The organism is Nonomuraea sp. NPDC004186 (assembly GCF_053603495.1).
This window is the reverse complement of sequence record NZ_JBSGFQ010000006.1, coordinates 23,821-49,657: the sequence shown is the minus strand read 5'-3', so window position 1 is coordinate 49,657 and position 25,837 is coordinate 23,821. Positions and strand designations below refer to the sequence as shown.

Annotated in this window: 21 protein-coding genes; 14 read left to right on the top strand and 7 right to left on the bottom strand. The window is 70.9% G+C overall.

Annotated elements, in window-relative coordinates; translation table 11 throughout:
• Window positions 1–9: 9 nt before the first annotated feature.
• Together gcl and ACWEPL_RS06650 are read left to right on the top strand one after the other, a co-directional pair.
• Entirely contained in the window at window positions 10–1,713 is a 1,704-nt protein-coding gene (gene gcl / locus ACWEPL_RS06655) for a glyoxylate carboligase (RefSeq protein ID WP_452435411.1), read from the top strand.
• Between the two features lie 10 nt (window positions 1,714–1,723).
• Entirely contained in the window at window positions 1,724–3,289 is a 1,566-nt protein-coding gene (locus ACWEPL_RS06650; protein WP_452435410.1) for an aldehyde dehydrogenase family protein, read from the top strand.
• Here ACWEPL_RS06650 and ACWEPL_RS06645 read toward each other — a convergent pair.
• A complete protein-coding gene (locus tag ACWEPL_RS06645; RefSeq protein ID WP_452435409.1) occupies window positions 3,286–3,636 on the bottom strand; it encodes a DUF6703 family protein in 351 nt (116 codons plus the stop codon). The two genes, ACWEPL_RS06650 and ACWEPL_RS06645, sit on opposite strands and share 4 nt — an antisense overlap.
• Before the next feature lie 103 nt (window positions 3,637–3,739).
• Here ACWEPL_RS06645 and ACWEPL_RS06640 point away from each other — a divergent pair, with 103 nt between their 5' ends.
• From ACWEPL_RS06640 to ACWEPL_RS06595, 10 genes are all read left to right on the top strand, one after another.
• Window positions 3,740–4,027 carry an antibiotic biosynthesis monooxygenase family protein gene (locus tag ACWEPL_RS06640; RefSeq protein ID WP_192791193.1) on the top strand — a complete coding sequence of 96 codons (288 nt, stop codon included), beginning with the start codon at window positions 3,740–3,742 and terminating at the stop codon, window positions 4,025–4,027.
• Window positions 4,028–4,122: 95 nt separating this feature from the next.
• A complete protein-coding gene (locus ACWEPL_RS06635) occupies window positions 4,123–5,508 on the top strand; it encodes a glycine--tRNA ligase (protein WP_350725101.1) in 1,386 nt (461 codons plus the stop codon).
• 343 nt (window positions 5,509–5,851) lie between these two features.
• The gene (locus tag ACWEPL_RS06630; protein WP_452435408.1) at window positions 5,852–8,962 is read left to right on the top strand and encodes a M14 family zinc carboxypeptidase; all 3,111 of its coding nucleotides are present in this window, start codon (window positions 5,852–5,854) and stop codon (window positions 8,960–8,962) included.
• A 122-nt stretch (window positions 8,963–9,084) separates the two neighbouring features.
• Window positions 9,085–9,231, top strand: coding sequence for a hypothetical protein (locus ACWEPL_RS06625; protein WP_350725105.1), 147 nt, complete (start codon window positions 9,085–9,087; stop codon window positions 9,229–9,231).
• A complete protein-coding gene (locus tag ACWEPL_RS06620; RefSeq protein ID WP_452435407.1) occupies window positions 9,228–10,223 on the top strand; it encodes an AAA family ATPase in 996 nt (331 codons plus the stop codon). The genes ACWEPL_RS06625 and ACWEPL_RS06620 overlap by 4 nt, the downstream gene beginning before the upstream one ends.
• Window positions 10,220–11,152: a DUF58 domain-containing protein gene (locus tag ACWEPL_RS06615; protein ID WP_452435406.1), complete on the top strand. Its 933-nt coding sequence runs from the start codon at window positions 10,220–10,222 to the stop codon at window positions 11,150–11,152. Before ACWEPL_RS06620 ends, ACWEPL_RS06615 begins: the two co-directional genes overlap by 4 nt.
• Entirely contained in the window at window positions 11,149–12,093 is a 945-nt protein-coding gene (locus ACWEPL_RS06610) for a VWA domain-containing protein (protein WP_363967313.1), read from the top strand. The genes ACWEPL_RS06615 and ACWEPL_RS06610 overlap by 4 nt, the downstream gene beginning before the upstream one ends.
• A complete protein-coding gene (locus tag ACWEPL_RS06605; protein WP_452435405.1) occupies window positions 12,072–12,926 on the top strand; it encodes a S1C family serine protease in 855 nt (284 codons plus the stop codon). The genes ACWEPL_RS06610 and ACWEPL_RS06605 overlap by 22 nt, the downstream gene beginning before the upstream one ends.
• A gap of 10 nt (window positions 12,927–12,936) precedes the next feature.
• On the top strand, window positions 12,937–13,602 hold the full coding sequence (locus tag ACWEPL_RS06600) for a response regulator transcription factor (RefSeq protein ID WP_363967309.1): 666 nt from the start codon (window positions 12,937–12,939) through the stop codon (window positions 13,600–13,602).
• Window positions 13,599–14,765 carry a HAMP domain-containing sensor histidine kinase gene (locus tag ACWEPL_RS06595; RefSeq protein ID WP_363967308.1) on the top strand — a complete coding sequence of 389 codons (1,167 nt, stop codon included), beginning with the start codon at window positions 13,599–13,601 and terminating at the stop codon, window positions 14,763–14,765. Before ACWEPL_RS06600 ends, ACWEPL_RS06595 begins: the two co-directional genes overlap by 4 nt.
• Here ACWEPL_RS06595 and ACWEPL_RS06590 read toward each other — a convergent pair.
• A complete protein-coding gene (locus tag ACWEPL_RS06590; RefSeq protein ID WP_363967306.1) occupies window positions 14,762–16,117 on the bottom strand; it encodes a cytochrome b in 1,356 nt (451 codons plus the stop codon). The genes ACWEPL_RS06595 and ACWEPL_RS06590 overlap by 4 nt on opposite strands.
• Before the next feature lie 229 nt (window positions 16,118–16,346).
• Here ACWEPL_RS06590 and ppdK point away from each other — a divergent pair, with 229 nt between their 5' ends.
• Window positions 16,347–18,980, top strand: a complete 2,634-nt coding sequence (ppdK, locus tag ACWEPL_RS06585) for a pyruvate, phosphate dikinase (RefSeq protein WP_363967305.1) — start codon at window positions 16,347–16,349, stop codon at window positions 18,978–18,980.
• A 277-nt stretch (window positions 18,981–19,257) separates the two neighbouring features.
• Here ppdK and ACWEPL_RS06580 read toward each other — a convergent pair whose 3' ends face one another.
• Window positions 19,258–19,950 carry a TetR/AcrR family transcriptional regulator gene (locus ACWEPL_RS06580; RefSeq protein ID WP_452435404.1) on the bottom strand — a complete coding sequence of 231 codons (693 nt, stop codon included), beginning with the start codon at window positions 19,948–19,950 and terminating at the stop codon, window positions 19,258–19,260.
• Between the two features lie 54 nt (window positions 19,951–20,004).
• Between ACWEPL_RS06580 and ACWEPL_RS06575 the strand changes: the two genes are divergently transcribed.
• Complete coding sequence (locus tag ACWEPL_RS06575; RefSeq protein WP_452435403.1) at window positions 20,005–21,159, top strand: FAD-dependent oxidoreductase; 1,155 nt, start codon at window positions 20,005–20,007, stop codon at window positions 21,157–21,159.
• Window positions 21,160–21,973: 814 nt separating this feature from the next.
• Here ACWEPL_RS06575 and ACWEPL_RS06570 read toward each other — a convergent pair.
• The 4 genes from ACWEPL_RS06570 to ACWEPL_RS06555 form a co-directional block, all read right to left on the bottom strand.
• A complete protein-coding gene (locus tag ACWEPL_RS06570; protein ID WP_452435402.1) occupies window positions 21,974–22,285 on the bottom strand; it encodes a YciI family protein in 312 nt (103 codons plus the stop codon).
• Window positions 22,286–22,311: 26 nt separating this feature from the next.
• On the bottom strand, window positions 22,312–23,103 hold the full coding sequence (locus ACWEPL_RS06565) for an arginase family protein (RefSeq protein ID WP_452435401.1): 792 nt from the start codon (window positions 23,101–23,103) through the stop codon (window positions 22,312–22,314).
• A gap of 43 nt (window positions 23,104–23,146) precedes the next feature.
• A complete protein-coding gene (locus tag ACWEPL_RS06560; protein ID WP_452435400.1) occupies window positions 23,147–23,911 on the bottom strand; it encodes an FHA domain-containing protein in 765 nt (254 codons plus the stop codon).
• A gap of 81 nt (window positions 23,912–23,992) precedes the next feature.
• Window positions 23,993–25,786, bottom strand: coding sequence for a protein kinase domain-containing protein (locus ACWEPL_RS06555; RefSeq protein WP_452435399.1), 1,794 nt, complete (start codon window positions 25,784–25,786; stop codon window positions 23,993–23,995).
• Between the last annotated feature and the right edge of the window lie 51 nt (window positions 25,787–25,837).

Sequence of the window (25,837 nt, the reverse complement as noted above, 5' to 3'; positions counted from 1 at the left end):
ATTCCGTGCATGGAGGCCGTGGTGGCGGTGCTGGAGTCGGAGGGGGTGGACACCGTCTTCGGCATCCCGGGCGCGGCCATCCTGCCGCTCTACGCCGCGCTCCAGCACAGCTCGATCAGGCACGTCACCGTACGCCACGAGGAGGGCGGCACCCACGCGGCCGACGGCTGGTCCAGGGTGACCGGGAACGTCGGCGTCTGCATCGGCACCTCCGGCCCCGCCGGCACGAACATGATCACCGGCCTCTACACCGCCCTGGCCGACTCGATCCCCATGATCTGCGTCACCGGCCAGGCGGTCTCCTCCAAGCTGCACCAGGAGGCGTTCCAGGCGGTGGACATCGTGGAGATCGCCCGGCCGGTGACCAAGTGGGCGGTGCAGCTCAAGGAGCCGGCGCAGGCGCCGTGGGTGTTCAGGGAGGCGTTCAGGATCGCGCGGTCGGGGCGGCCCGGCCCGGTGCTCATCGACCTGCCGGTGGACGTGCAGCGCGGGACCTGCCTGTACGACCGGGAGCTGGACGCGCCGCTGCCCGTCGAGGAGCCCGCGCCGCTGCCCGGAGCCGTGCGCAAGGCCGTGGACCTGCTGGCCGAGGCCAGGCGGCCGATCATCCTGGCCGGCGGCGGCGTGATCATCGCGGACGCGTCCGACCAGCTGCGCGCGCTGGCCGAGCACCTCCAGGTGCCCGTGCAGGTGACGCTCATGGGCAAGGGCGCCTTCCCCGAGGACCACCCGCTGTTCGCGGGCATGGCGGGCATCCAGACCCAGACGCGGTGGGGCAACGCCGCGTTCCTGGAGAGCGACCTGGTGCTGGCCATCGGGGCCCGCTTCGGCGACCGGCACACCGGCGACCTCGACGTCTATCGCCGGGGCCGCACGTTCGTGCACGTGGACATCGAGCCCACGCAGATCGGCCGGGTCTTCGAACCGGATCTTGGGATCGTCGGGCACGCCCGGCCGGTGCTCGAGGAGCTGCTGCACGAGGCGCGCCGCCGTGGCGGGCCGCGTCAGCCGGGCAAGTGGGTGCGGAAGGTCGCCGACCTGCGCAGGACGATGGCCCGCCGTGACGACTTCGACGACGTGCCGATCAAGCCGCCCAGGGTGTTCAGGGAGATCAACGAGTATTTCGGCAGGGACACCACGTTCGTCACCGCCATCGGGCTCTACCAGATCTGGTCGGGCCAGTTCCAGACGACCTACCTGCCGCGCCGCTACCTGGTGTGCGGCCAGGCCGGGCCGCTGGGCTGGGAGGTGCCCGCGGCGATGGGCGTCAAGTGCGCGCATCCGGAGCAGCAGGTCGTGGCGGTGGTGGGCGACTACTCCTTCCAGTTCCTCATGGAGGAGGTGGCGGTGGCCGCCCAGTACCGGATCCCGTTCGTCATCGTCATGATCAACAACGAGTACCTGGGCCTCATCCGGCAGGCCGAGATCCCGTACGACATGAACTACGCCGTGGACCTGCACTACGGAGAAGGCGGCATCGACCATGTCAAGGCCATGGAGGCGTTCGGCTGCCCGGCGCGCCGGGTGGAGCTGCCGGGCGACATCCGGGACGCGCTGGCCTGGGCGACGGCGGAGTCGGCGCGGGAGCGGCTGCCGGTGCTGGTGGAGGTGATGGTGGAGCGCGAGGCCAACGCCGCCATGGGTCCGTCACTGGAGGCGATCAAGGAGTTCGAGCCGCTGCCCGAGCTCATCACCGCCGACTGGTCCGACTGAGGAGGAACGCATGCGGATCAAGCCGGGTACGGCCTGGCGGGACGCCTACGAACGGTGCTGTTCGGCGGCCCCCGAGGCATTCCACGACGACCGGGTGCTCAACCACTGGGGCGGCATCTGGCACCGCGACGGGCGCCCCGTGCCCGGCTTCTCGCCGCTGGACGGCACCGCCATCGCGGGCCTGCCCCGGATCGACCGGGCGGGTGCGGGACGGGCGGTGACGGGCGCGGTGGAGGAGCACCGGCGCTGGCGGCACCTGCCGCTCGCCGAGCGCAAGGCGATGGTGTCGGCCGCCGTCGAGTCGATGGCCGCCCACCGCGACCTGCTGGCCCTGCTGCTGGTCTGGGAGATCGGCAAGCCGTGGAAGACGGCCTGCGCGGACGTGGACCGCTGCCTGGACGGCGTGCGCTGGTACGTGGCCGAGATCGACCGCATGGTCGCCGGGCGGATGCCGCTGCCCGGGCCCGTCAGCAACATCGCGAGCTGGAACTACCCGATGAGCGTGCTCATGCACGCCATGCTCGTGCAGGCGCTGGCCGGCAACGCGGTGATCGCCAAGACCCCCACGGACGGCGGCCTGTGCTGCCTGACGCTCGCCTGCGCGCTGGCGGTGCGCGAGGGGCTGCCGTTCACGCTGGTGAGCGGGGGAGGGGCGGAGCTGTCGCCGGTGCTGGCCGGCGGGCGGGCGCTGGGCAGCGTGTCGTTCGTGGGCGGCCGGGACGCGGGGGCCAAGGTGGCGACCTCGCTGGCCGACCTCGGGCGGCGGCACGTGCTGGAGCAGGAGGGGCTGAACTGCTGGGGCGTGTGGGAGTACGGCGACTGGGAGCTGCTCACGAGGCAGATCCGGGCGTCGTTCGACTACGGCAAGCAGCGGTGCACGGCCTATCCGCGGTTCGTGGTGCGGCGGTCGCTGTTCCACGAGTTCCTGGGGGCGTACCTGGCGGCGGTGGGGTCCCTGCGGTTCGGCCATCCGCTCGCGGTGGCCGATCCCGGCGATCCGCTGCCGGAGCTGGACTTCGGGCCGCTGATCAACGCCTCCAAGGCCAAGGAACTGGCCGATCAGGTGGACGAGGCGGTGGCCAGGGGCGGGGTGCCGGTGCATCGGGCGTCGCTCGACGCCGGACATTTCCTGCCGGGGCAGGATATTTCGGCGTATTTGGCGCCGACGGCGCTCCTCAACCCGCCCCGCTCCTCACCCCTCTTCCACGCCGAGCCGTTCGGGCCCGTGGACACCATCGTGCTGGTGGACACGGAGGCCGAGCTGCTGGCCGCCATGAACGCCAGCAACGGCGCCCTGGTGGCCACGCTGTCGTGCGACGAGGAGGAGACGTTCCACCGGCTGGCGCCGGAGGTGCGGGCGTTCAAGGTGGGGCACAACCGGCCGCGCTCGCGCGGCGACCGGGAGGAGCTGTTCGGCGGGCTCGGGGCGTCCTGGCGCGGCGCGTTCGTCGGCGGCGAGCTGCTGGTGCGGGCCTCCACCGTGTCCTCCACCGTGTCCTCCGCCGCGTCCTCCATCGGGGGCCCGGACGGCGAGCGCCTGCCGGGCAACTTCCCGCACTACACCCTGTTGCCTTAGGGGGCGATGAGGCCGAAGCGGGTCGCCGCCAGGAGCACGAGGAAGGTCAGCATGGCGACCCGCATCACCTTTCCGCCGATCCCCAGCGACGGCCACGACAGGTACGCCAGCCAGCCGATGAAGGCGATCGCCGGCAGCACGGCCACGCCGCCCAGCGGGTTGGTCACGGCGAACCCGGCCAGCAGCAGGACCACCAGCACCGTCGGCGCCGTCCATCGGGGCACCTGCGTGAACAGGTAGGTCATCGGCACGGCGCTGCGCCGCTCGACGGCCTTGCGCAGGCCGGTCGCGCCCGGCGTGAAGAACTGCTCGCCCTTGGGAAGCGGGCGCTTGCTGTCTGGGGCCACACCCAGAGCCTACGGGAGACAGGCGGGAGGCAGGGCGCCGAGCGGGCGGGCCGCCTGACCGGGTCGGCGCATCAGACGGGCGTAACGCGTTTAATCTGGTCGGGTGCTCGCCGTGATCCGATACACCGTTCCAGAGTCCCAGTCCCAAGATTTCGTCAAGCAGGGCCACACCATCCTTGACACGTTCGCCGCCCAGCCGGGCTACCAGCGGGGCAGGCTGGCCCGTTCGGTCGATGAGCCCAACCTGTGGGCCCTGGTCACGGAGTGGGAGGGTGCCGGTTTCTACCGCAGAGCGCTCTCCGCCGCCCGGATGGTGATGTATCCACTGATGATTCTCATGGTCAACGAACCCAGTGCGTTCGAGGACGTTTACACGCAGGAAGGCGCTTAACGATTACTGGCGCGCGAGAGGGTCCGTGCGTCCCCTAAGCTGGGATCTCACCAATTTCACTCGCCGACCTCCAGCCGGAAAGAGAATCAACCAAAATGGCACGACGCACCGACGTCATGGACACCATCGTCAGCCTCGCCAAACGCCGCGGGCTCGTCTACCCGTCGAGCGAGATCTACGGCGGACTGCGCGCGTCGTGGGACTACGGTCCACTGGGTGTCGAGCTCAAGAACAACGTCAAGCGGCAGTGGTGGCTGTCGATGGTCCAGTCGCGCGACGACGTGGTGGGCCTCGACTCCAGCGTGGTGCTGGCCCCCGAGGTGTGGCGGGCCAGCGGTCACGTCGAGACCTTCACCGACCCGCTGACCGAGTGCCTCTCCTGCCACAAGCGCTTCCGCGCCGATCACCTGATCGAGGCGTACGAGGAGAAGAACGGCAAGGAGCCCGAGGGCGGCCTGGCCGACATCACCTGCCCCAACTGCGGCAACAAGGGCACCTTCACCGAGCCCAGGCAGTTCAGCGGCCTGCTCAAGACCTACCTCGGCCCGGTCGAGGACGAGTCGGGCCTGGCCTACCTGCGCCCCGAGACCGCGCAGGGCATCTTCATCAACTACCTCAACGTGCAGCAGTCGGCGCGCAAGAAGATCCCGTTCGGCATCGGCCAGATCGGCAAGTCGTTCCGCAACGAGATCACGCCGGGCAACTTCATCTTCCGCACCCGCGAGTTCGAGCAGATGGAGATGGAGTTCTTCGTCAAGCCGGGCACGGACGAGGAGTGGCACCAGTTCTGGATCGACGAGCGCTACCGCTGGTACTCCGACCTGGGCATCAACAAGGACAACCTGCGCCTTTACGAGCACCCGAAGGAGAAGCTGTCCCACTACTCCAAGCGCACCGTCGACATCGAGTACCGCTTCAACTTCACCGGCTCCGAGTGGGGTGAGCTCGAAGGCGTCGCCAACCGCACCGACTTCGACCTGACCGCCCACTCCAAGGCGTCGGGCACCGACCTGAGCTTCTTCGAGCAGGACACGGGGGAGCGCTACGTCCCCTACGTCATCGAGCCCGCGGCCGGTGTCGACCGCGCCACGCTGACGTTCCTGCTGGACGCCTACAGCGAGGACGAGGCCCCCAACGCCAAGGGCGTCATGGAGAAGCGCACGGTCATGCGGCTCGACCACCGGCTCGCGCCGGTCAAGGCCGCGGTGCTGCCGCTCTCGCGCAACGCCGACCTGTCGCCGAAGGCCCGTGACCTGGCCGCGCAGCTGCGCCGCCGGTGGAACGTCGAGTTCGACGACGCGGGCGCCATCGGCCGCCGCTACCGGCGCCAGGACGAGATCGGCACGCCGTTCTGCATCACGGTCGACTTCGACACGCTCGAGGACCACGCGGTGACCATCCGCGAGCGCGACTCGATGGCCCAGGAGCGCATCTCCATCGACGGCGTCGAGTCCTACCTGCGCCAGCACCTGAACGATTAATTTCGTCCAGCGCTCGTCTCACGGGCCGCCCGCCGTTCTTACGGCGGGCGGCCCGTTGCGCGTTCACCACCACGGTCTTTTACGGCTGCGCACGGTGGGCCCCACCCGCCGCACCGGGCCGAGGGCCCTCCAGGGTGACGCTTCTCCGCCTCACCGCCGCGCCACCGTGACGCGCGCAAGCTTGACCGGCGGATGGGGCCTCCCTACGAATCCGGACGTGCCCTGGATTACATAGTTCGAAATTTGACCACATGTGGCCGTCTTGATTGACAAGCCCCATGGCAGACACGGACATTGCGGGCATCCCTAGCAGCCATTCGGGGGCTGATTTCTCGGAGGCGCGATGAAGCGCGCGTTAATCATGTTCGCCGGCACTCTCCTGTTACTCGGTTCGTTCACCATCCCGCCCGCGTCGGCGGTGCCCAAGCCCGCTCCGGGCCCCGACGGCGTGTTCGTCTACACCGGCGAGCTCACCGCGGACCAGGTGGCCAAGCTCGTCGCGGCCGGTGTGGACCGCGAGGAGATGCGGATCGTCAAGCGGGCGAACGGCAAGGTCACCATCGAGGTGGTCCTCGCCGCCGCGCTGGCCGGCACGCTCGCCAAGCAGGGCGTCACCCTGAAGGCCCAGACCGCCGACAAGGCGCGGCTGGCACAGAAGGGCGACGGGGTGTTCAAGAAATACGCGGGCGCCGGCGGCATCCGCGAGGAGATCATCGCCGCGGCCGACGCCAAGCCCGGCATCGCCAAGGTCGTCAACCTCGGCAACAGCCTCAACGGCACGCCGATCACCGCGATCAAGGTGACCAAGGACGCCCGCAAGCTCGCCGACGGCAAGCGCCCGGCCATGCTGTACATGGCCGCCCAGCACGCCCGCGAGTGGATCACACCCGAGATGGTGCGGCGGCTGCTGCACCACTTCCTCGACGGCTACGGCGGCAACGCCGAGCTCACCAAGCTCGTGAACACCACCGAGCTGTGGTTCATGCCGGTGGCCAACCCCGACGGCTACGACTACACCTTCACCCCCGACAACCGGCTGTGGCGCAAGAACCTGCGGGACAACGACGGCGACGGCCAGCTCACCAGCGCCGACGGCGTCGACCTCAACCGCAACTTCGCCTACAAGTGGGGCTACGACAACGAGGGCTCGTCGAACATCCTCGCCAGCCAGACCTACCGCGGCAAGTCGGCGCAGTCGGAGCCGGAGACCGTGGCGCTGGACAACCTGACCAAGCGGGTGCACTTCACGTACCTGCTGAACTACCACTCCGCCGCCATGCTGCTCCTGTACGGGGTCGGCTGGCAGCAGGCCACGCGATCGCCCGACGACCTGATCTTCGAGGCCATGCTCGGCGACGACGCCCACCCGGCCGTACCCGGCTACGACCCCGACATCGGAGCGGAGCTCTACACCACCAACGGCGAGCTGGACGGGCACATGACCAACGTGCGGAAGGTCATGTCCATCACGCCGGAGATGTCCACCTGCGAGGACGCCGTCGAGCGGAACCCCAACGACGAGTGGACGCTCGACGACTGCGCCGGCGGGCAGGGCTTCACCTTCCCCGACAGCGAGGCGCTGATCCAGGACGAGTTCCTCAAGAACGTCCCGCTGGCGCTGGCCGCGGCCAAGACCGTGCACACGCCGGACACCCCGGTCTCCGTGGTCGGGCGCACGGTGCCCGACTTCGCGCCGGACTCCTTCAGCGTCTCGTACGGCGACCCGCAGCCGGTGGCGGTCACCGCCCGCCGGTCGCTGCTGGGCAAGGTGCTGCGCTTCCGCGTCAACGGCGGCCCGGCGCAGACCAGGCCGCTGTCGGAATGGCAGGGCGGCAAGCGGTACGGCGACGAGAACGACCTGTTCTTCGCCGAGTACCGCGGCACCGTGAGCGGCGCGAAACCGGGCGACAAGGTCGAGGTCTGGTTCCAGGGCTTCAAGCAGGGCACCGGGCTCGTCTCCAGCTCGCACTTCACCTACACCCTGGCCAAGGACTCCGCGGCCAAGGTCCTGATCGTCGCCAACGAGGACTACACCGGCTTCAACCCGGACTACCCGCCCTCGGTGACGGCGCCCAAGCACACCACGACGTACAAGAAGGCCCTCCAGGCCGCCGGGTACGCCTCCGAGACCTGGGACGTGGACGCGCAGGGCGTGCCGGACCACCTGGGCGTGCTGTCGCACTTCAAGGGCGTCGTGTGGGAGCTGGGCGACAACCGGCTGTCGATGGACCAGCAGGACCTGGTCACCGTGACCCCGCTCGGCGACCTGCCCGACGCGGACGTCAAGCGGTCGCAGCAGGACCTGACCGTCTCCATCCGCGACTACCTCAACGAAGGGGGCAAGCTCCTCTACACCGGCGAGACGGCCGCGTACTACGGCATTCTCGACACGATCGTCGGAGGCATCTACTACGGCATCGACGGCGACCCGGACGGCGACTGCGTGGTCACCACGATCCAGGGCCTGTTCGACGAGTGCCTGCTGCTGGCCGACGACTTCACCCAGTACTACATGGGCGTCGGCGGGCGCATCGCCCGCAACTCCCCGACCGGCTTCGCCGGCAAGGGCCCGCTGGCCGGGACGGGCGGCACGTTCGGCGGTCCGGCCACGGTGGACAACCCGCTGGACGAGGCGGGGGTGCTGCAGCCCATGGGCACGGACCTGCCGAGGTTCACGGGCACTCCGGCGGCCGGCTACACGCTCGGCGCGGGTGGTCCGTTCGACCCGATCGAGGGCCAGTGGTACGTCAGGGGGCCGCACGCGGACGACTCGTACATGCGGCTGACCAGGACGGTCAACCTGGCAACCGTGACGGCGGCGCAGCAGCCGAGGCTGGGCTTCCAGCTGTCCTTCGACACCGAGCCCGGCTATGACAACGTCATCGTCGAGGCCCACACGGTCGGCCAGGACAACTGGACCACGCTGCCCGACCTCAACGGCGGCACCGACAGCGCCGTGCCGTCGGAGTGCGAGGCCGGCTTCTACCTGGGCGAGCACCCGTGGCTGGGGCACTACCTGACCGGCGGCAACCCCTGCACGGCCAGCGGCACCAGCGGCTCCTGGAACCGGTTCACCGGTGACTCCGGCGGCTGGAAGCAGGTCGCCTTCGACCTGTCCGCCTACGCGGGCCAGCAGGTCGAGGTGTCGATCAGCTACGTGACCGACCCGAGCACGGGCGGCGTCGGCGTGTTCGTGGACGACACGCGGGTCACCACCACCGGCGGCACCCTCGACTCCGAGGGCTTCGAGACCGGCCTCGGCCCCTGGGCCATGCCCGGTCCGCCGGCGGGCAGCCCCACCGGCGGCGGCGACTTCGCCCGCGCGCAGGCGGACACCACGGCCGCCGTCTCCACCAAGGACACGGTGCTGCTGGGGTTCGGGCTGGAGCAGCTCGCCAACGACAACGAGCGGAACGCGACGATCAAGAAGGTGATGAAGTACCTGATCGGCTGATCTCCTCCTGACGGACGGCCACCCGGTTGCGGGTGGCCGTCCTTTTTCGCGGTGGGGACCGAAAGATCATGTAAAGACGGGGGTTACGCGGGTTTTCGCGGTCGCTTGATGACATGCGTCCTATGCGTACATCACGTTTCGCTCTTGTGCTGCTGGCAGCGGGCGCCGTGCTCATGACGGGAAGCGCCGCGTTCGCCGATCCCGATCCGTCCGCGCTGGAGCTGCGGGTGGTCGTGGACGACTGCTACCACTCGGTGGTTCAGCCATGACCGACCCCGCGCTGCTCGAACGGGCGTTGTTCGAGGTCAAGCGGGTGATCGTGGGTCAGGACCGCATGGTCGAGCGGCTGCTCGTGGCGGTGCTCGCCAAGGGCCACTGCCTGCTGGAAGGCGTGCCCGGCATCGCCAAGACGCTGGCCGCCGAGACCATGGCCACCGTGGTCGGCGGCACGTTCGCCCGCATCCAGTTCACACCCGACCTGGTGCCCGCCGACATCGTCGGGACCAGGATCTACCGGCCGTCGACCGAGACCTTCGACATCGAGCTCGGCCCGGTCATGGTCAACCTGCTGCTCGCCGACGAGATCAACCGGGCCCCCGCGAAGGTGCAGTCGGCGCTGCTGGAGATCATGGCCGAGCGGCAGGTCAGCATCGGCGGGGTCTCGCACGAGGTGCCGAGGCCGTTCCTGGTGCTGGCCACCCAGAACCCGATCGAGTCCGAGGGCGTCTACCACCTGCCCGAGGCGCAGCGGGACCGCTTCCTCATGAAGATCGACGTGGACTATCCCAGCGAGTCGGAGGAGCTGGCGATCGTCTACCGCATGAGCGTGGACCCGCCCGTCCCGCACGCCGTGCTGGACCCCGCTCAGGTCGTCGCGCTCCAGCGGCGGGCCGAGGAGGTCTTCGTGCACCACGCCGTGGCCGAGTACGCCGTCCGCCTCGTCTACGCCACCCGCGATCCCGACCGGTTCGGGGCGGAGGACGTGCGCCGGCTGCTGGCGTTCGGGGCGAGCCCCAGGGCCACGCTCGGCCTGCTGGCGGCCGGGCGGGCGCTGGCCCTGATGCGGGGGCGCGACTACGTGCTGCCGGAGGACGTGCGCGACCTGGCGCACGACGTCATGGCGCACCGGCTCGTGCTCTCCTTCGACGCGCTGGCCGACGGGGTGGCGCCCAGGCAGATCGTGGACCGGGTGCTGGCGGCCGTACCGCTGCCCATCATCGCCCCCCAACAGCAGTCACAGCTGAACGAAGCCGTGGCATGAGGCCGTACCTGATGGCCGAGCCCGCGCTGCGCCGGCTCGAGCTGACGATCACCAGGAGACTGGATGGACTGCTGCAGGGGGAGCATCTGGGACTGGTCCCGGGGCCGGGGAGCGAGCCGGCGGAGACCCGGCCGTACCAGGCGGGCGACGACGTGCGGCGGATGGACTGGAACGTCACCGCCCGCACCAACGAGCCCCATGTCCGGGACCTGGTCGCCGACCGCGAGCTGGAGATCTGGGCGCTGCTCGACGCCACCGCCAGCATGGACTTCGGCACCGCGGCCATGGAGAAGCGGGAGCTGGCCGTGTCGGCGCTGGCGGCGGTCGGCTTCCTCACCCAGCGGACCGGCAACCGGATCGGCACCCACCTGCTGCACGGCGGCGGCGTCAGGACGCTGCCCGCCAGGACGGGCCGGCCGCATCTGATGGCGCTGCTGCAGGCGGCGTTCGCGCTGCCCCGCACCCCGCCCGGGGTGGCCGAGCCGCTGCTGGGCGTGGCCGCCGACCAGCTCGGCCGGGTGGTACGGCGCCGCGGCCTGGTCGTGGTCGTGTCAGACTTCCTCGACGCGCCCGAGACCTGGGAGCTGCCGCTGCGCAAGCTCACCGCCAGGCACCAGGTGCTGGCCGTGGAGGTGCTCGACCCGCGCGAGCTGACGCTGCCCGACGTCGGGATCCTGACGCTGGTCGACCCGGAGAAGGGGCGGCGGCGCGAGGTCGCCACGGGGAGCGCGCGGCTGCGCCGCAGGTACGCGGAGGCGGCGGCGGAGCAGCGCGATGCCGTCGCGCAGGCGCTGCGCCGGGCCGGGGCGACCCATCTGCGGTTGCGCACGGACCGGGACTGGGTGCGCGACCTGGTCCGGCACGTCATGAGGCAGCGCCGCCTGGCCGTCCTGGCGCGCCCCGCCGGGGGAGGAGGTGATGCGGCGTGACGCTGATCGCGCCCCTGTGGTTGCTGCTGCTCGTCCCCGTGGCCGCGCTGGCCCTGGCGTACGTGGTCATGGCCTTGCGGAGCAGGACCGCGTACGCCGTCAGGTTCACCAACCTCGACCTGCTCGACAAGGTCGCCCCGAGGCGGCCGGGCTGGCGCAGGCACGTTCCGGCGGCGGCGCTGCTGCTGATGTTCGCGCTGCTCGTGATCGGTTTCGCCCGGCCGACGGCCGAGGTGCGGGTGCCGAGGGAGCGGGCGACGATCATGGTGGCGTTCGACGTGTCGGCGTCCATGAGCGCCACCGATGTCCAGCCCAACCGGTTCGAGGCGGCCAAGCAGGCGGCCAGGCAGTTCGTGGCGGGCCTGCCCGAGCGGTTCAACCTGGGCCTGGTGTCGTTCTCCTCGTCGGCGTCCGTCGCCGTGCCGCCGACCACGGACCGGCAGGCGGTGCTGAGCGCGCTCGACCGGCTCAGCACCGCCTCAGGCACTGCCATCGGCGAGGCGGTCTACTCCTCGCTGGACGCCATCGCCGCGCTCGACTCGCAGGAGGAGAGGCCGCCCGCGCACATCGTGCTGCTGTCCGACGGCTCCAACACCACGGGCCGCACGGTCGGTGACGCGGCCGCGGCGGCCTCCGGGAGGGGCGTGCCGGTCACGACCATCGCGTACGGCACGGCGGACGGCACGATCGACATCTCGGGACGCGAGATCCCGGTGCCGGTGGACGCCCCGGCGCTGCGCGGGCTGGCCGAGGCGGCCGGCGGCGGCTTCTACGAGGCGGCCAGCGGCGACGAGCTGCAGGCGGTCTACGAGGACATCGGCACGTCGGTCGGCTACCGGACCGAGCGGCAGGAGGTATGGATGTGGTTCGTGGCGGCGGGGATGGCCTTCGCGCTGATCGCGGCGGTGACGTCGATGTTGTGGTTCTCGAGGCTGCCATGAGAGGGCTGGGCAGCCCGCGCGGGCCGGAGTTCGTCACCCCGACCGTCGTGGCCACCGTGCCGCAGGATCCGCCGCAGAAGGGGGCGCCGCCCAAGGGACGTCTGCTGGTGGCCGCCGCGCTCGTCGCGGCGCTCACCGGGGCGGCGGCGGGCATCGCTGGGGGTGCGGCGGGGGCGCGGCTCTCCGAAGGGTCCGAGCCGGCCCCCGCCGCCGCCCTCCCCAGGGTGGCGCCCGCGCCGTCGGCCGGCCTCAGCGGGCTGAGCGCGACGGCGGCCCGGGTGCTGCCCAGCGTGGTCTCGGTGGAGACGGGCGGCGGGGGCGGCTCGGGGTTCGTGGTGGACGGCCGCGGCCACATCCTCACCAACGCCCACGTGATCAGGGGCAGCGACCGGGCGACCGTCGTGCTGAACGACGGCCGCCGGATCAGCGCCCGCGTGATCGGCGAGGACGACGACGAGGACCTGGCCGTGCTGGAGGTGGACTATCCCCGGGAGCTCACGCCCGCCACGCTCGGCAGGTCCGGAGATCTGGCCGTCGGCGACCAGGTGCTCGCGATCGGCTCCCCGCTGGGCCTGTCGGGCACGGTCACCGCCGGCATCGTGAGCGCTCTGGACCGGGAGGTACGGTTGGGCTCGGCACGCCGTACGGCCGTGCAGACGGACGCGTCCATCAACCCCGGCAACTCGGGCGGCCCGCTGGTCAACGCCCGGGGTGAGGTCGTCGGGGTGAACACGGCGATCGCGTCCGGGCGGGGTGGCGGCAATATCGGCATCGGGTTCGCCATCCCCATCGACCGGGCGGCGCCGATCGCGGAACGAATCATCCGAAACTAGGGTGCGGGGCATGCGACTGCTTGTGGTGGAAGACGAGGAGGACCTGGTCGACGCGTTGCGCGTCGGCCTCGTCCGTGCGGGATACGCGGTGGACGTCGCCTACGACGCGCCTTCCGCGCATGAGAAGTTGCAGGTGAACTCGTACGATCTGGTCCTGCTCGACCTCAACCTGCCCGGCGGGGACGGGTTCCAGCTGTGCCGCAGCGTGCGCGCGGCCGGGCAGGGCGCGCGGATCATCATGGTGACCGCCCGCGACCGCCTGGACGACCGGGTACGCGGGCTCGACGAGGGGGCCGACGACTACCTGGTCAAGCCGTTCGCGTTCCCCGAGCTGCTGGCGCGGGTGCGGGCCCTGCTGCGCAGGGACTCCGGCGCCGGCACGTCGGTGCTGGAGGTGGGCGGGCTGCGGATCGACACCGCCAGGCTGGAGGTGTCGCTGCACGGCAGGTCGCTGGCGCTCACCCCCAAGGAGTACGGGGTGCTGCACTACCTCATGCGCCGCCCCGGATACGTGGTCTCCTCCGAGGAACTGCTGGAACACGTCTGGGACGAGCACGCCGACCCGTTCACCAGCACCGTGCGCGTCACGGTCGGCAACCTGCGCCGCAAGCTGCAGGAAGAGGGCCTGATCGAGACCGTGATCAGCCGGGGCTACCGGCTCAGGGAACCGGCGTGATCCACACCATCCGCTTCCGGCTCACGGTCCTCTACTCGGGACTGCTCTTCGTGCTGGCCGCGCTCGTGCTCGGCGGCACCTACTTCGCCGTCTCCAAGACCACCGACCAGCGCCCGATCACGACGGAGTTCGCCAAGACCTACAGCGGCACCACCTTCCTCGGCAAGCGCGAGGTGGTCTTCGTCGAGGAGGTCGAGAACGCGGTCAACGTCCGGACGATGGCCACGCTGCGCGACTATTCGCTGATCACGCTGGCCGGCCTCTACGTCGCCAGCCTGGGCATCGGCTGGGTGCTGGCGGGCCGCGTGCTGCGGCCGGTCAGGTCGATCACGCGTACGACGGAGGAGATCCAGGCCACCGACCTCAAGCGGCGCATCAAGCTGAACGGGCCGCGCGACGAGCTCAAGGACCTGGCCGACACCATCGACACCATGCTGGACCGGCTGGAGGAGGCGTTCAGGGCGCAGCGCCAGCTCATCGACGACGCCTCCCACGAGCTGCGCAGCCCGCTGACGATCATCCGGGCGAACGTGGACGCCGTGCTCGCCGCCCCTGAGGCCAGCGACGAGGAGCGGGCCAGGGCCGTGGCCATCGTGGACCGCGCCACCACCCGCATGACCAGGCTCGTCGAGGACCTGCTGGCCAGCGCCAGGCGGCAGGGCGGCGCGTTCGCCGACGCCGACCTCGACCTGGCCAGGATGGTGGGCGAGGCGTGCGAGGAGTACGCGGCCCCGGCCGCCGCCCGCGACCTGACGCTCACCCGGGAGCTGGGATCGGGCCTGGAGGCGACCGGCGACGCCGACGCGCTGCGCCGCGCCGTGGCGAACCTGCTCTCCAACGCCGTGCGCCTCTCGCCGCCCGGCGGGGCGATCCGGGTCGCGGCGGGCAGGTCCGAGGGCTGGCTGTGGGTGGCGGTCCGCGACGACGGCCCCGGGATCGAGGCGGCCGACCAGGCGCGGGTGTTCGACCGGTTCTGGCGCGGCGAGTCCAGCCGCCGCGACCGCCACACGGGCCTCGGCCTGGCCATCGTCCGCCAGATCGTGGAGTCGCACGGAGGGCGGGTGGCGGTGTTCTCGCGGCTGGGGGAGGGGGCCACGTTCGTGCTCTGGCTGCCGCCGCGGGACGGTGTCCCCGGCGCGCCGCCCGATCACAACCCTCTCTAGCCGGCGCGCCTGCGGCAGACCGCCCGGGTGACCAGGAACGCCGGCACCGGCACCACGAACACGGCCACCCGCAGCCCGAGCACGATCATCGCGTAGGTGTCGTGCGGCACGGTGAGCAGCGCGTGCGGGGCTTGGGGCGGCTGCGGGAAGCCCGGCGCGGAGTGCATCGGCGGTGCCGCCTCCGAGAACCACGTTCCCGCCCACAACACGGTGAAGAACGCGATGACCGCGATGCCCAGCGCCGTGCGCACCGGAGCCTGCGAGGGCCGGTCGAGCAGGTGGTGATGGTCGCCGTCGCCGGTGAAACGCCGCTCGAGGAACGGATAGAGCAGCAGGATCCCGAAGAAGACCGTCAGGATCAGCGGCGGAATCCAGAGCCCGGGCTGCAGGACGTACCCGCCGACCGTGATCTCCCACGGCGGGACGAGCCGCTGCGCGCCGTCCAGCACCCCGAAGTACCAGAACGGCTGCGCCGACGGGACGTAACCGCCCGCGCTGTACGCGCCGTGCTCCCACACCGGGTTGACCCGGACGAACGTGGCCAGCGCCGCGATGGCCCCCATCGTGAACAGCGCCGTCGCGCCGTTCTTGACCGCGAAGTAGGGGAAGAACGGGCCGCCGCTGACCCGGCCTTCCGCATCTGCTGGGGCCCGGCGACGCTCGGTGTGCTTCTGCCGCCAGGTGAGGATCAGCGCGTGCAGCGGCACCACCGCCATCAGGATCCCCGGCACCAGCAGCACGTGCGTGACGAAGACGCGCGGCAGGACCTGCCCGGGGAACTCGCCGTCGAAGGCGAACGCCGACAGGTACGTGCCCACCACCGGGATCGACAGCAGCAGCCCCTGAGCCTGCCGCAGCCCGGCCATCGCGAGCTGGTCGCCGGGCAGCGAGACGCCCAGGAACGACTCGAACAGCACCAGCCCGAACAGCACCACCCCGAGCATCCACGTCAGCTCGCGCGGCCGCCGGAACGCGCCGGTGAAGAAGACGCGGCACAGGTGGGCCACGATCGCCAGCACGAACACCGTCGCCGACCAGTGGTGGAGCTGCCGCATCAGCAGCCCGCCCCGCACGTCCAGGCTGATCTCCGTCGCGGACGCGAAGGCCACGTCGGGGTTGGGCTTGTAGAACAGCGTGAGGAACGTGCCCGTCAGCACCAGCAGCGCGAACGAGTAGAGCGCCAGCTCGCCCAGCAGGAACGACCAGTGGCTCGGGAACAGCTTGCGCAGCTGGGGGCGGAGCCAGCGGGCGAAGGGCAGGCGATCATCGAGGTAGATCGCCGAATCGACGGCCGTTTTTGCGGTTCCCGCGATGATACGGGCGCGTCGCTTGGGCTTGGTAGGAGTGGCCATGGGGGCCTCCTGGTGGGGGTGTGATCCGATTCTGCACCCATACGCCACCTTTCTCAAGAATTGGTTTAAACCAATTGGTCTAATCCAATTTCCGACCTTCTAGAACTATAATTGGATTAGACCTTTGATGGGGCCTTGACCAGCACAAACGATGACTTATCCGAGGAGTGCAGTTTCATCATCAATTTCGCCGGTAGAGTCCGGGCAGAGGCGTTGATTGGAGCGTGTGGTGGCCAAGTACGTTTACGACTTCACCGAGGGCAACAGGAATCTCAAGGATCTTCTCGGCGGCAAGGGAGCGAACCTTGCCGAAATGACCAACCTCGGGCTCCCCGTTCCCCCCGGATTCACGATCACCACCGACGCCTGCCGTCACTACCTGGCGGCGGGCGTCGTACCGGACGGCCTCGAGCGGGAGGTCGCCGCGCACCTCGACGCGCTCGAGAAGCAGATGGGCCGGCGGCTCGGGCAGGCCGACGACCCGCTGCTGGTGAGCGTGCGCTCCGGGGCGAAGTTCTCCATGCCGGGCATGATGGAGACCGTTCTCAACATCGGGCTCAACGACGAGTCGGTGCACGGCCTGGCCAAGCAGGCGGGCGGCAACGACCGCTTCGCGTGGGACTCGTACCGGCGGCTCATCCAGATGTTCGGCAAGACGGTGCTCGGGATCGACGGCGACCTGTTCGAGCACGCGCTCGACGCGCTGAAGGGCAAGCGCCAGGACACCGACCTCGACGCGGGCGAGTTGCAGGGGCTCGTGGAGACGTTCAAGGGCATCGTCCACGAGCAGACCGGCAAGGACTTCCCCACCGACCCGCGCGAGCAGATGCGCCTGGCCGTCATGGCGGTCTTCGACTCCTGGAACGCTCCCCGGGCCATCCTCTACCGCCGCCAGGAACGCATCCCCGCCGACCTCGGCACCGCCGTGAACATCGTGGCCATGGTCTTCGGCAACGTCGGCAACGACTCCGGCACCGGCGTCGCCTTCACCCGCGACCCGGGGACCGGCAGGCAGGGCATCTACGGCGACTACCTGCAGAACGCCCAGGGCGAGGACGTGGTGGCCGGCATCCGCAACACGATCCCGCTGGAGGAGCTCGAGCGCATCGACAAGCGCTCGTACGACGAGCTGCTCGGGATCATGGAGACCCTCGAGAACCACTACCGGGACCTGTGCGACATCGAGTTCACGATCGAGCGCGGCAAGCTGTGGATGCTGCAGACGCGGGTCGGCAAGCGCACGGCGGCGGCCGCGTTCTGCATCGCCACCCAGCTCGTGGACCAGGGCCTGATCACGATCGACGAGGCCGTCACCCGCGTCACCGGCGACCAGCTGGCGCAGCTCATGTTCCCCCGCTTCGACGGCGGCGCGGACAAGAAGAGGATCGCCAAGGGTATGAACGCCTCGCCCGGCGCGGCCGTGGGCAAGGTCGTCTTCACCTCCGCGCGGGCCGTGGAGCTGTCGGAGCGGGGTGAGGACGTCATCCTCGTCCGCCGCGAGACCAACCCCGACGACCTGGCCGGCATGATCGCCGCCAAGGGCATCCTGACCAGCAGGGGCGGCAAGACCTCGCACGCCGCCGTGGTGGCCAGGGGCATGGGGAAGACGTGCGTGTGCGGGGCCGAGGAGCTGGAGGTCTCGACGCGCGAAGGCCGCTTCACCGCGCCCGGCGGGGTGGTGGTGTCGGAGGGCGACGTCATCTCGATCGATGGAACGTCCGGGGAGATCTACCTGGGCGAGGTGCCGGTCGTGGACTCGGCCGTGGTCGAGTACTTCGAGGGTGCCGAGCCGGAGGACGAGCTGGTCAAGGCCGTGGACCGGATCATGCGCCACGCGGACTCGGTCCGGCGGCTGGGCGTGCGGGCGAACGCGGACACCCCGGACGACGCGGCGCGGGCCCGCCGGTTCGGGGGGCAGGGGATCGGGCTGTGCCGGACGGAGCACATGTTCCTGGGCGAGCGCAGGCAGCTCGTGGAGGACCTGGTCCTGGCGTCGACGGACGAGGCCCGCCAGACGGCCCTGGACGCGCTGGAGCCGCTCCAGAAGGCCGACTTCACCGAGATATTTCGGGCTATGGACGGAAATCCCGTCACAATTCGGTTGATCGACCCGCCGCTCCACGAGTTCCTTCCCGACATCGTGGATCTGTCGGTCAAGGTCGCCACGGACGAGGCCACGGACAAGGACCGCAAGCTCCTGGCGGCGGTGAAGCGCCTCCACGAGCAGAACCCGATGCTCGGCCTCCGCGGCGTCCGCCTCGGCCTGGTGATCCCGGGCCTGTTCGCCATGCAGGTGAGGGCCATCGCCCAGGCGGCCAAGGAGGTGCCGGGCGCGCGGCCGGAGATCATGATCCCGCTGGTGGCGGCCGTACAGGAGCTGGAGTCGGTACGCGAGGAGGCGGCGAAGATTCTCGCGGAGAGCGGCGTGGAGGCCCTGATCGGCACCATGATCGAAGTCCCTCGGGCGGCCCTGACCGCGGCCCAGATCGCGGAGGCGGCGGAGTTCTTTTCCTTCGGCACCAACGACCTGACCCAGATGGCCTGGGGCTTCTCGCGGGACGACGTGGAGTCGGCGTTCTTCTCCCGCTACCTCGACCTGGGCATCTTCGGCGTATCCCCGTTCGAGACCCTGGACCGGGAGGGCGTCGGACGCCTGATCAAGATCGCGGTCGAGGAGGGCCGCTCGACCCGCCCGGACCTGCACCTGGGCATCTGCGGCGAACACGGCGGCGACCCCGACTCCGTCCACTTCTGCCACGATGTGGGCCTGGACTACGTCTCCTGCTCCCCGTTCCGCATCCCGATAGCCCGCCTGGAAGCCGGCCGCGCCGCCCTGACCGACTCAGACTCCGACACCCGCTAACCTCCACCCGCGTGACCTGGTTGCCGGGTGGACCCGCTCGCCGGCACCCCACCCGTTGCGTGGTCACCGGGTGGGCCCGCTGGACCGCTCGCTTCGCTCGCCAGCACCCGCCCGTTGCGTGGTCACCGGGTGGGCCTGCTGGATCCCGCCCCGAGCCCCGGGGGCGAGAGCCACGTTTCACAAGGATGTGTCGTGGGCCGCGCAGCGATCGACCAAGGAGCAGTTGGCCATTTCGCGAGCTCGCGGTGCCACGGATGTCACCAGGAAGTCCTGAGCGTCACGCCGGCGGCCGGGTGAGTTTGGCAGCCACGGCGTCGAGGACCCAGTCCAGCCCGGTCGCGAAGGACACCTCGGCGTCCACCTCCGTGCCGTCGTGCACGGCCTTGGACAGCGCCGGGAAGCGGCCCGTGGCCAGCATCCTCCTCACATGCGGGCCGGAGGCGCGCTGCCAGTCGCGCTTGGACAGGCCCGTGGCGCGCTCGGCCCGCAGGTTCGCGATCTCGCGCCTGAGCGCGCCGGTGAAGTAGGCGCTGACGGTCTCCACGGCGCGCATGACGGTGTCGAGGTCGGCGAGGCCGTCGAGGGCGGCCAGCGTGGCCTCGGTCACGGCGAGGGCGTTCGGGCCCAGGGTCGGACGGCCGCCGAGCAGGTCGGCCAGCCATTCGTGGCGGAGGGTGGCCTGCCTGGTGAGGTGGGCGCGGATGCGCAGCACCTCCCGCCAGTCGCCGGGCGGCTCCTCGGGGAGGATCTCGGCGTAGACCTCGTCCACCATGAGGTCGAACAGCTCCTCTTTGGTGGAGATGTATCCGTACAGCCGCATCGGGCCGACGTCCAGCCGGGCGGCTACCTTGCGCAACGACACCGCCTCCAGCCCGCCCTCGTCGGCCAGCGCGACGGCGGCGGCAACGATCCGCTCCCGGTCGAGCGGCGCGGGGCGAGTCGGCGGCTCCGGCCGGTCCCACACAGTCATGGGTTACATCGTACTGTTGCGATACACCGTAAAAGATAAATACAGTATATCGCCATGAGACACCGTATCGCTGTGATTGGGGGCGGCCCTGCCGGCCTTACCTTCGCCCGCGTCCTGCACCGCCACGATCACCCCGTCACCGTCCTCGAACGCGATCCCGCCCCCGACGCCCGTCCCCCGGGCGGCATGCTGGACCTGCACGAAGGGCTGGGCCAGCTCGCGATGAGCAAGGCGGGACTGCTGGCGGAGTTCCAGGCGCTGTCCCGTCCCGAGGGGCAGGCCATGCGCATCCTGGACACGGACGGGACCGTCCTCCGCGACTGGCAACCCCGTCCGGGGGACCTGGCCAATCCCGAGATCGACCGTGGGCAACTCCGTGACCTGCTGCTCGGCTCCCTGGACGTTCAGTGGGGGCGGGGCGTGACCGAGGTGGTGCCGGAGACCCGGGATGGCGTGCTGGTCCATTTCGCGGACGGGCGGCAGGAGACGTTCGACCTCGTGGTCGGCGCGGACGGCGCCTGGTCCCGGGTCCGCCCGGCAGTCTCGTCCGCGACGCCGCACTACACCGGCATCACCTCGGTCGAGACCTCCCTGGACGACGTCGACACCCGCCACCCCGACCTCGCCCGGCTGGTCGGCGACGGTTCCATGGCTGTGTACGGCGTGAACCGCTCCCTCGTCGCCCAGCGCAACAGCGGCGGCCACGTCAAGGTGTACGCCCGGTTCCGCGCGCCGCTGGACTGGCACACGAACGTGGACCGGCATATGGGCCTGGACGCAGGCCTGGACCTGGCTGACGTCGAGGCCGTGCGATCAAGCCTGCTGGCCATGTTCGACGGCTGGGCCGCTCCCGTCCTCGACCTCCTCCGCCACGGCACCGCCTTCGTCCACCGCCCCCTCTACGTCCTGCCCGTGTCCCACACCTGGGCCCACGTCCCCGGGGTGACGCTCCTGGGCGACGCCGCCCACCTGATGCCCCCATTGGGGGCAGGCGCGAACCTCGCGATGCTGGAAGGCGCCGAACTCGCCGAGTCCGTCGTCGCCGCCCCCGGCCCTGGCGATCTGGACGAGGCCGTCCGCGCCTTCGAGGAACAGATGTGGGCACGGGCCGGCAGGTGGGCGGAGATCACGACGGCCGGTCTGGAACGCCTCGTGAGCCCGGACCCCGCCGAAGCCCTCGCCGTCTTCGACGAAGTCCAGCCATCCTGACCGCCGAGCGCGAGGGGCTACCGGCTGATCGTCGTCGCCGAGGTGGTCCTGATCGCCGGCGGCCTTGAAGTGTCACGGCTGCCGCGTGCGCCCGGACAGGCCAACGTCGTGTGAATCGCCTTCGTGGTCGGTGTGACCGGTGGCCTGGCCTCTGTCATGCTGCCGTGCCCGCACGGCGTCCAGCCCGTACGGGTACGGCACCTGGGAAGGGGAAGCGGTTCATCCGCCCGGACCCCGTGGTGGCGCGGGGCGGCGTTCCGGGCGTCGGCCGTGACGTGGCTCAGGGGAGGTGGGCGGCCCGGGCGTCATGCTCGGTGGCGTCCGGCGACACTGAGCCCTTTGAGCCATGGCCGTCACCGGCTGAGCCGCCCCACCGCGCTGCCCAGCGCATACACATGGCGCCCGTCCTCACTGGCAGCCAGCTCCATGATGTCCCGCACATCGCTCGGCCGTTCTCTGGTCCAGCGTTCCTCGGTCAAATGCCACAACGCAGCACGTGAACATCAGCCGTAGCCGATCGTCCCCGAGCTCCGGATCGGCCGCGGGCGGGACGGGGCGGGCGGCCAGCTCCCGCAGTTTGGCGGTGCCCACGGCGGCGCGGCGGAGCCGGTCGATCGCCTTGTCGCGGGCGGTTGTGGTGAGCCAGGCGCCCGGTCCCGGTGGGATCCCGTCCGCCGGCCACCGCTGGAGCGCCTGGCGCGAAGGCGTCCTGCGCACTCCTCCGCCAGGTCCCAGTCACCGGTCACCCGGATGAGCGTCGCGACGATCTGGCCCCATTCCTCCCGGAACAGGCCCTCGATCGTCGCCTCGACGGTCAAGGCTGCACGGCTCGCAGCTCGATCGTGCCGTGGCGGGCCACGGGATGCGTAGGGGCGGCCTCGACGGCCTCCTCGCGGGAAGCGCACTCGATCAGGCTGAACCCGGCCACGACCTCCTTGGACTCGACGAAGGGGCCGTCGGTGAGGAGGACCTCGCCGTCACGTACCCGGACCGTCGTGGCGTCCGCCGGAGGCTCCAGGCCACCGCTCTGGATCAGCTTGTCGCCCCTGGCCTTGCAGTCGTCCAGGAGCCCGGGGTCGGCCGGCATCTCCTCGTAGGCCTTGCTGTCTCCGCATATCAGCAGCAACTACTTCGCCTGACCGATCGTGTTCGTCAGCGCGTCAGCGCGGTGCCCAGGCGGCGGATCACCTCGGCCTCGCCGGGGTCGGCGTCGTCGCCGGACGGCGCGTGTTCGGTGATGGCTGCCCCGACGACGTCGTCCACCTGGGAGACGAGGTCGATCAGCCGCTGCGGCCGCACGCCGTCCGGCTCCGGGTAGCAGGTCGAGCCGAAGGCGGTGGGCTCCAGGACGTCGAGGTCGACGTGTACGTACACGGGGCCCCGCAGATCGTCGAGCACGCGCTCCAGGTCGTTCACGCCGTACCTGCGCAGGCCGGTCTTCTCGAGGTACTCGTGCTCGGACACGTCGCCCGCCCGCTCCCCGGCGATGATCAACTGGTGCGGTCGCAGCGGATGCTCCGGCGTGAGGCCGGTCGGGCCGTCCCCGAGCAGCGCGCGCACCACCATCCCGTGGAAGGCGCCCGACGGCAGGGTCTGCGGGCTGTAGACGTCCGGGTGCGCGTCGATCCACAGCACCGTCACAGCGTCCCCGTAGCGGGCGTGGGCGGCGTCGATCGGCGCGATGTCGACCGCGCAGTCGCCGCCGACGGTGATCACCCGGTCGTCGATGCCGGCCAGTGCCTCGCGCGTCAGCCGCTGGTTCTCCACGAGCACGTCGTACGCGCGAACCCCGGCGGCCCTGTCCCCGTCGGCCTCGAGCACCGGCACGGTCACCACCGCGTCGGCCGGGACGAGCGCGGCGGCGCGGCGGGCCCCGGCCATCAGCCGCGGCGCGCTGCCGGACGCCGAGCCTTGCCATTGCGGTACGCAGAGCACAGTGGTCATGCGGCGACGATACGGGGCGCCCGGATCACAGGGCCAGATCGTTTCATGGGGTCTCCAGGAGGTCCAGGTCCGGGGGGACGAGGGTGGTCGATTCCACCAGGCCTCTGAGGAGGTTGTGCAGGAGGTTGTTGTCGTACGGGCGGCCTTCCGACCGGTCGTGGCGCAGCGGGTACGGGAAGCCGGCGGCGTGGAGGCGGTGCCGCACGGCCTCGATCCGGTCCTCGACGATGCCCGCCCGCCATTTCTCCCCGGGCCGCAGGTAGGCCAGCCGGGCCTCGGCCTGGTTGTACGTCAACGGGCGCGGAGCCTCCTCGTACAGCAGGTAGCGCTCGCCCAGCACCACCAGGAGCAGGCGTTCCGTCTCGCTGAGGCCCCAGATCTTCGGCGGGGTGGTCGCGGCCGCGTGCAGGTCGGCCTGGATGTCGCCGTAGGCGCCCGTGACGTAGAGCTCCACCAGGTGCTGGCGGTAGCCGGAGCCCCTGATGAACAGCGGGGTGTAGCCCGGCGCCAGCGGGACGGGGTCGGTGGAGCTGTGCATCAGCTGGCCGCGCGGCAGGCGGACGAGCTGCTGGCCCAGGTTGCGCAGCCACCACCGGCTGTCCTCGTACGTCACCTCGGCGTGCAGGCGGCTCACCGACTGGTCGTCCGCGCCCACCCGCAGGTCGACGTTCGGGCGCTGGTCGCGGCCGAAGCGGACATGGCGGCCCGGGCGTGGCGCGACCCTGATGCCGCCCATGATGGTGCGGGCGTGCAGCGTGCCCGGGACGGCCGGGTCCACGCCGTGGGCGAGGCTGTGGGGAGCGCTCATCTCTGTTCGCCTCCTCGGTGCTTGTCGGACGCAGCCGTATGGTGCCCCAACCTCTCCGGGACCCTCCCCGGGAACGTGACGTCAGGCGCCGCGCAGCTCGGCGGTGGCCGAGCGGGCGAGCGCGGTGGCCATCCCGCACAGCCGGTCCATGGGGCGCGAGCCGCCGATCACGAGGAGTACCTCCTCGACCGCCGTCCGGCCGTCCTGATCGGTGTACGGACGGAACACCACCTCGACCTCGCAGGTCCACTCCTCCCGGTCCGGCCGGATGAAGGCGCGGTAGCCGTTGATCCGGGTGGCCGTCCCGTCCTCGGCGGTGGGCGGCTGGTCGCGGTCGAAGTCCAGGTCCACCCAGGTGTCACTGGTGGTGCTGTCCCACTCGCAGTCCCACCCGCCGAACCCGACGTCCGGGCCGGCGGCGTCGATGCCCGGGACGGCCTCCAGGGCCTTGCCGGACAGCAGCGAGCAGGCGTCCCGCTGCGCCAGCGACGTGGCGGGGAGCGGCGGGGTACGGCGTTCGAGCGGGCCCCGGCCGAGCGCCCGCGCCGCGACGGTGGCGGCGGCGTCGGCGATCTCGCAGAGCCCGGCCTTGCCCTCGTCGCCCTCCCACTTGGCCCGGACTTTCACGATGACGTCGTCCACGCCGGGCAGGACGAGCGTCCGCGAGCACTCGTCGCTCTCGGCGGGGTCGTCGGCCACCGTGATGCCGCCCACGGTCCGCGCCACCCCGAGCTGCTCGGGAGGCGGGTCGTGGTTGAGGTCCACCACGACGTCCACGACTCCGCCGCCCGGCGGGGACACTCTGACGTCGCACCGGTCGAAGTTCCCGTAGTCGCGGTCGAGCTCGGTCTTCCCGAACCGGTCGAGCGCGGTGGCGTCGGTCATGGCGCAGGGGTCGGCCGTGCGGGGGTCGCCGATCAAGAGGTCCCCCGCTGGCGCAGGGGTGGCGGGGGCCACCGAGGCTCTGGGTGGCGGTGTGCCGCGTTCTCCGAGGACGGACCCGGCGGCGATCAGCACCGCCGCGGCGGCCACCGCCGCCACGAGGAGCGGAAACCGTCGCCGTGCGGGGACCGGCGGCGGCGTTCCGGTGATCTCGGCCAGCCGTTTCCGTACGTCCTCGATCTCCGGACGGTCCCGGAGGTCCAGCCGCAGCATCTCCCGCAGCAGCCCGTCCAGCGGTCCCACGTCCGCCGTCAGCGAGACGTCCGAATGCGCGGCCCGCCACGCCACGATGTCGGCGTCCGACTCCGTGTCGCCGGCTCCCCGGCGCGGCGGACGCCCGGCGACCAGCGCGTAGAGGGTGGCCCCGAGGGAGAACACGTCGGACCTGGGGTCGGGCTGCCCCCTGATGACCTCGGGGGCGGCGTAGGCGACGGTGTAGCTGATGGCGCCGTTCGAGGTGATCGTGTCGCGGCCCCCGACCCGGTACGCGGCGCCGAAGTCGGCCAGCTTCACGACGCCGTCGTCGGCGGCGACGATGTTGGCCGGTTTCACGTCGAGATGCACGATGCGCTCGGCGTGCATGGCGGCCAGCGCGTCCGCGATCTGAGCGCCGACGTGCGCCGCCCGCTCCGGTGACATGGTCCGGCCGTCCAGGCTCCCGCCGGTCACGTGCTCCATCACGAGCCAGAACGTGCCCGTCTCCGGGTCGTCCACCGTGTCGTGCAGGGTGACCACATGCCGGTGGTTGAACGCGGCCAGGGCCCGCGCCTCGGCGCGTAACCGGCTGGACCCGGGGTTGTCGGCCAGCAGACGTTTGACCACGACCTTCCGGTTGAGGCCCAGGTCCAAGGCCAGCCAGACCTCGGCCGCGGCGCCGCCGCCCAGGCAGGTGACCAGCTGGTAACGCCCGCCGATCGCCGTGCTCCCCGGCACCCCGATCCCCCCTCGCCGGTGTTTGGCGCGATGGTTCCGAATTTACTGGGT

Excerpts from the sequence above, each read along its gene's own strand:
- gcl (WP_452435411.1), top strand. The coding sequence starts at position 10 with ATGGAGGCCGTGGTGGCGGTGCTGGAGTCGGAGGGGGTGGACACCGTC.
- ACWEPL_RS06650 (WP_452435410.1), top strand. The coding sequence starts at position 1,724 with ATGCGGATCAAGCCGGGTACGGCCTGGCGGGACGCCTACGAACGGTGC.
- ACWEPL_RS06635 (WP_350725101.1), top strand. The coding sequence starts at position 4,123 with ATGGCACGACGCACCGACGTCATGGACACCATCGTCAGCCTCGCCAAA.
- ACWEPL_RS06630 (WP_452435408.1), top strand. The coding sequence starts at position 5,852 with ATGAAGCGCGCGTTAATCATGTTCGCCGGCACTCTCCTGTTACTCGGT.
- ACWEPL_RS06625 (WP_350725105.1), top strand. The coding sequence starts at position 9,085 with ATGCGTACATCACGTTTCGCTCTTGTGCTGCTGGCAGCGGGCGCCGTG.
- ACWEPL_RS06620 (WP_452435407.1), top strand. The coding sequence starts at position 9,228 with ATGACCGACCCCGCGCTGCTCGAACGGGCGTTGTTCGAGGTCAAGCGG.
- ACWEPL_RS06615 (WP_452435406.1), top strand. The coding sequence starts at position 10,220 with ATGAGGCCGTACCTGATGGCCGAGCCCGCGCTGCGCCGGCTCGAGCTG.
- ACWEPL_RS06600 (WP_363967309.1), top strand. The coding sequence starts at position 12,937 with ATGCGACTGCTTGTGGTGGAAGACGAGGAGGACCTGGTCGACGCGTTG.
- ACWEPL_RS06590 (WP_363967306.1), bottom strand. The coding sequence starts at position 16,117 with ATGGCCACTCCTACCAAGCCCAAGCGACGCGCCCGTATCATCGCGGGA.
- ACWEPL_RS06580 (WP_452435404.1), bottom strand. The coding sequence starts at position 19,950 with ATGACTGTGTGGGACCGGCCGGAGCCGCCGACTCGCCCCGCGCCGCTC.
- ACWEPL_RS06575 (WP_452435403.1), top strand. The coding sequence starts at position 20,005 with ATGAGACACCGTATCGCTGTGATTGGGGGCGGCCCTGCCGGCCTTACC.
- ACWEPL_RS06565 (WP_452435401.1), bottom strand. The coding sequence starts at position 23,103 with ATGACCACTGTGCTCTGCGTACCGCAATGGCAAGGCTCGGCGTCCGGC.
- ACWEPL_RS06560 (WP_452435400.1), bottom strand. The coding sequence starts at position 23,911 with ATGAGCGCTCCCCACAGCCTCGCCCACGGCGTGGACCCGGCCGTCCCG.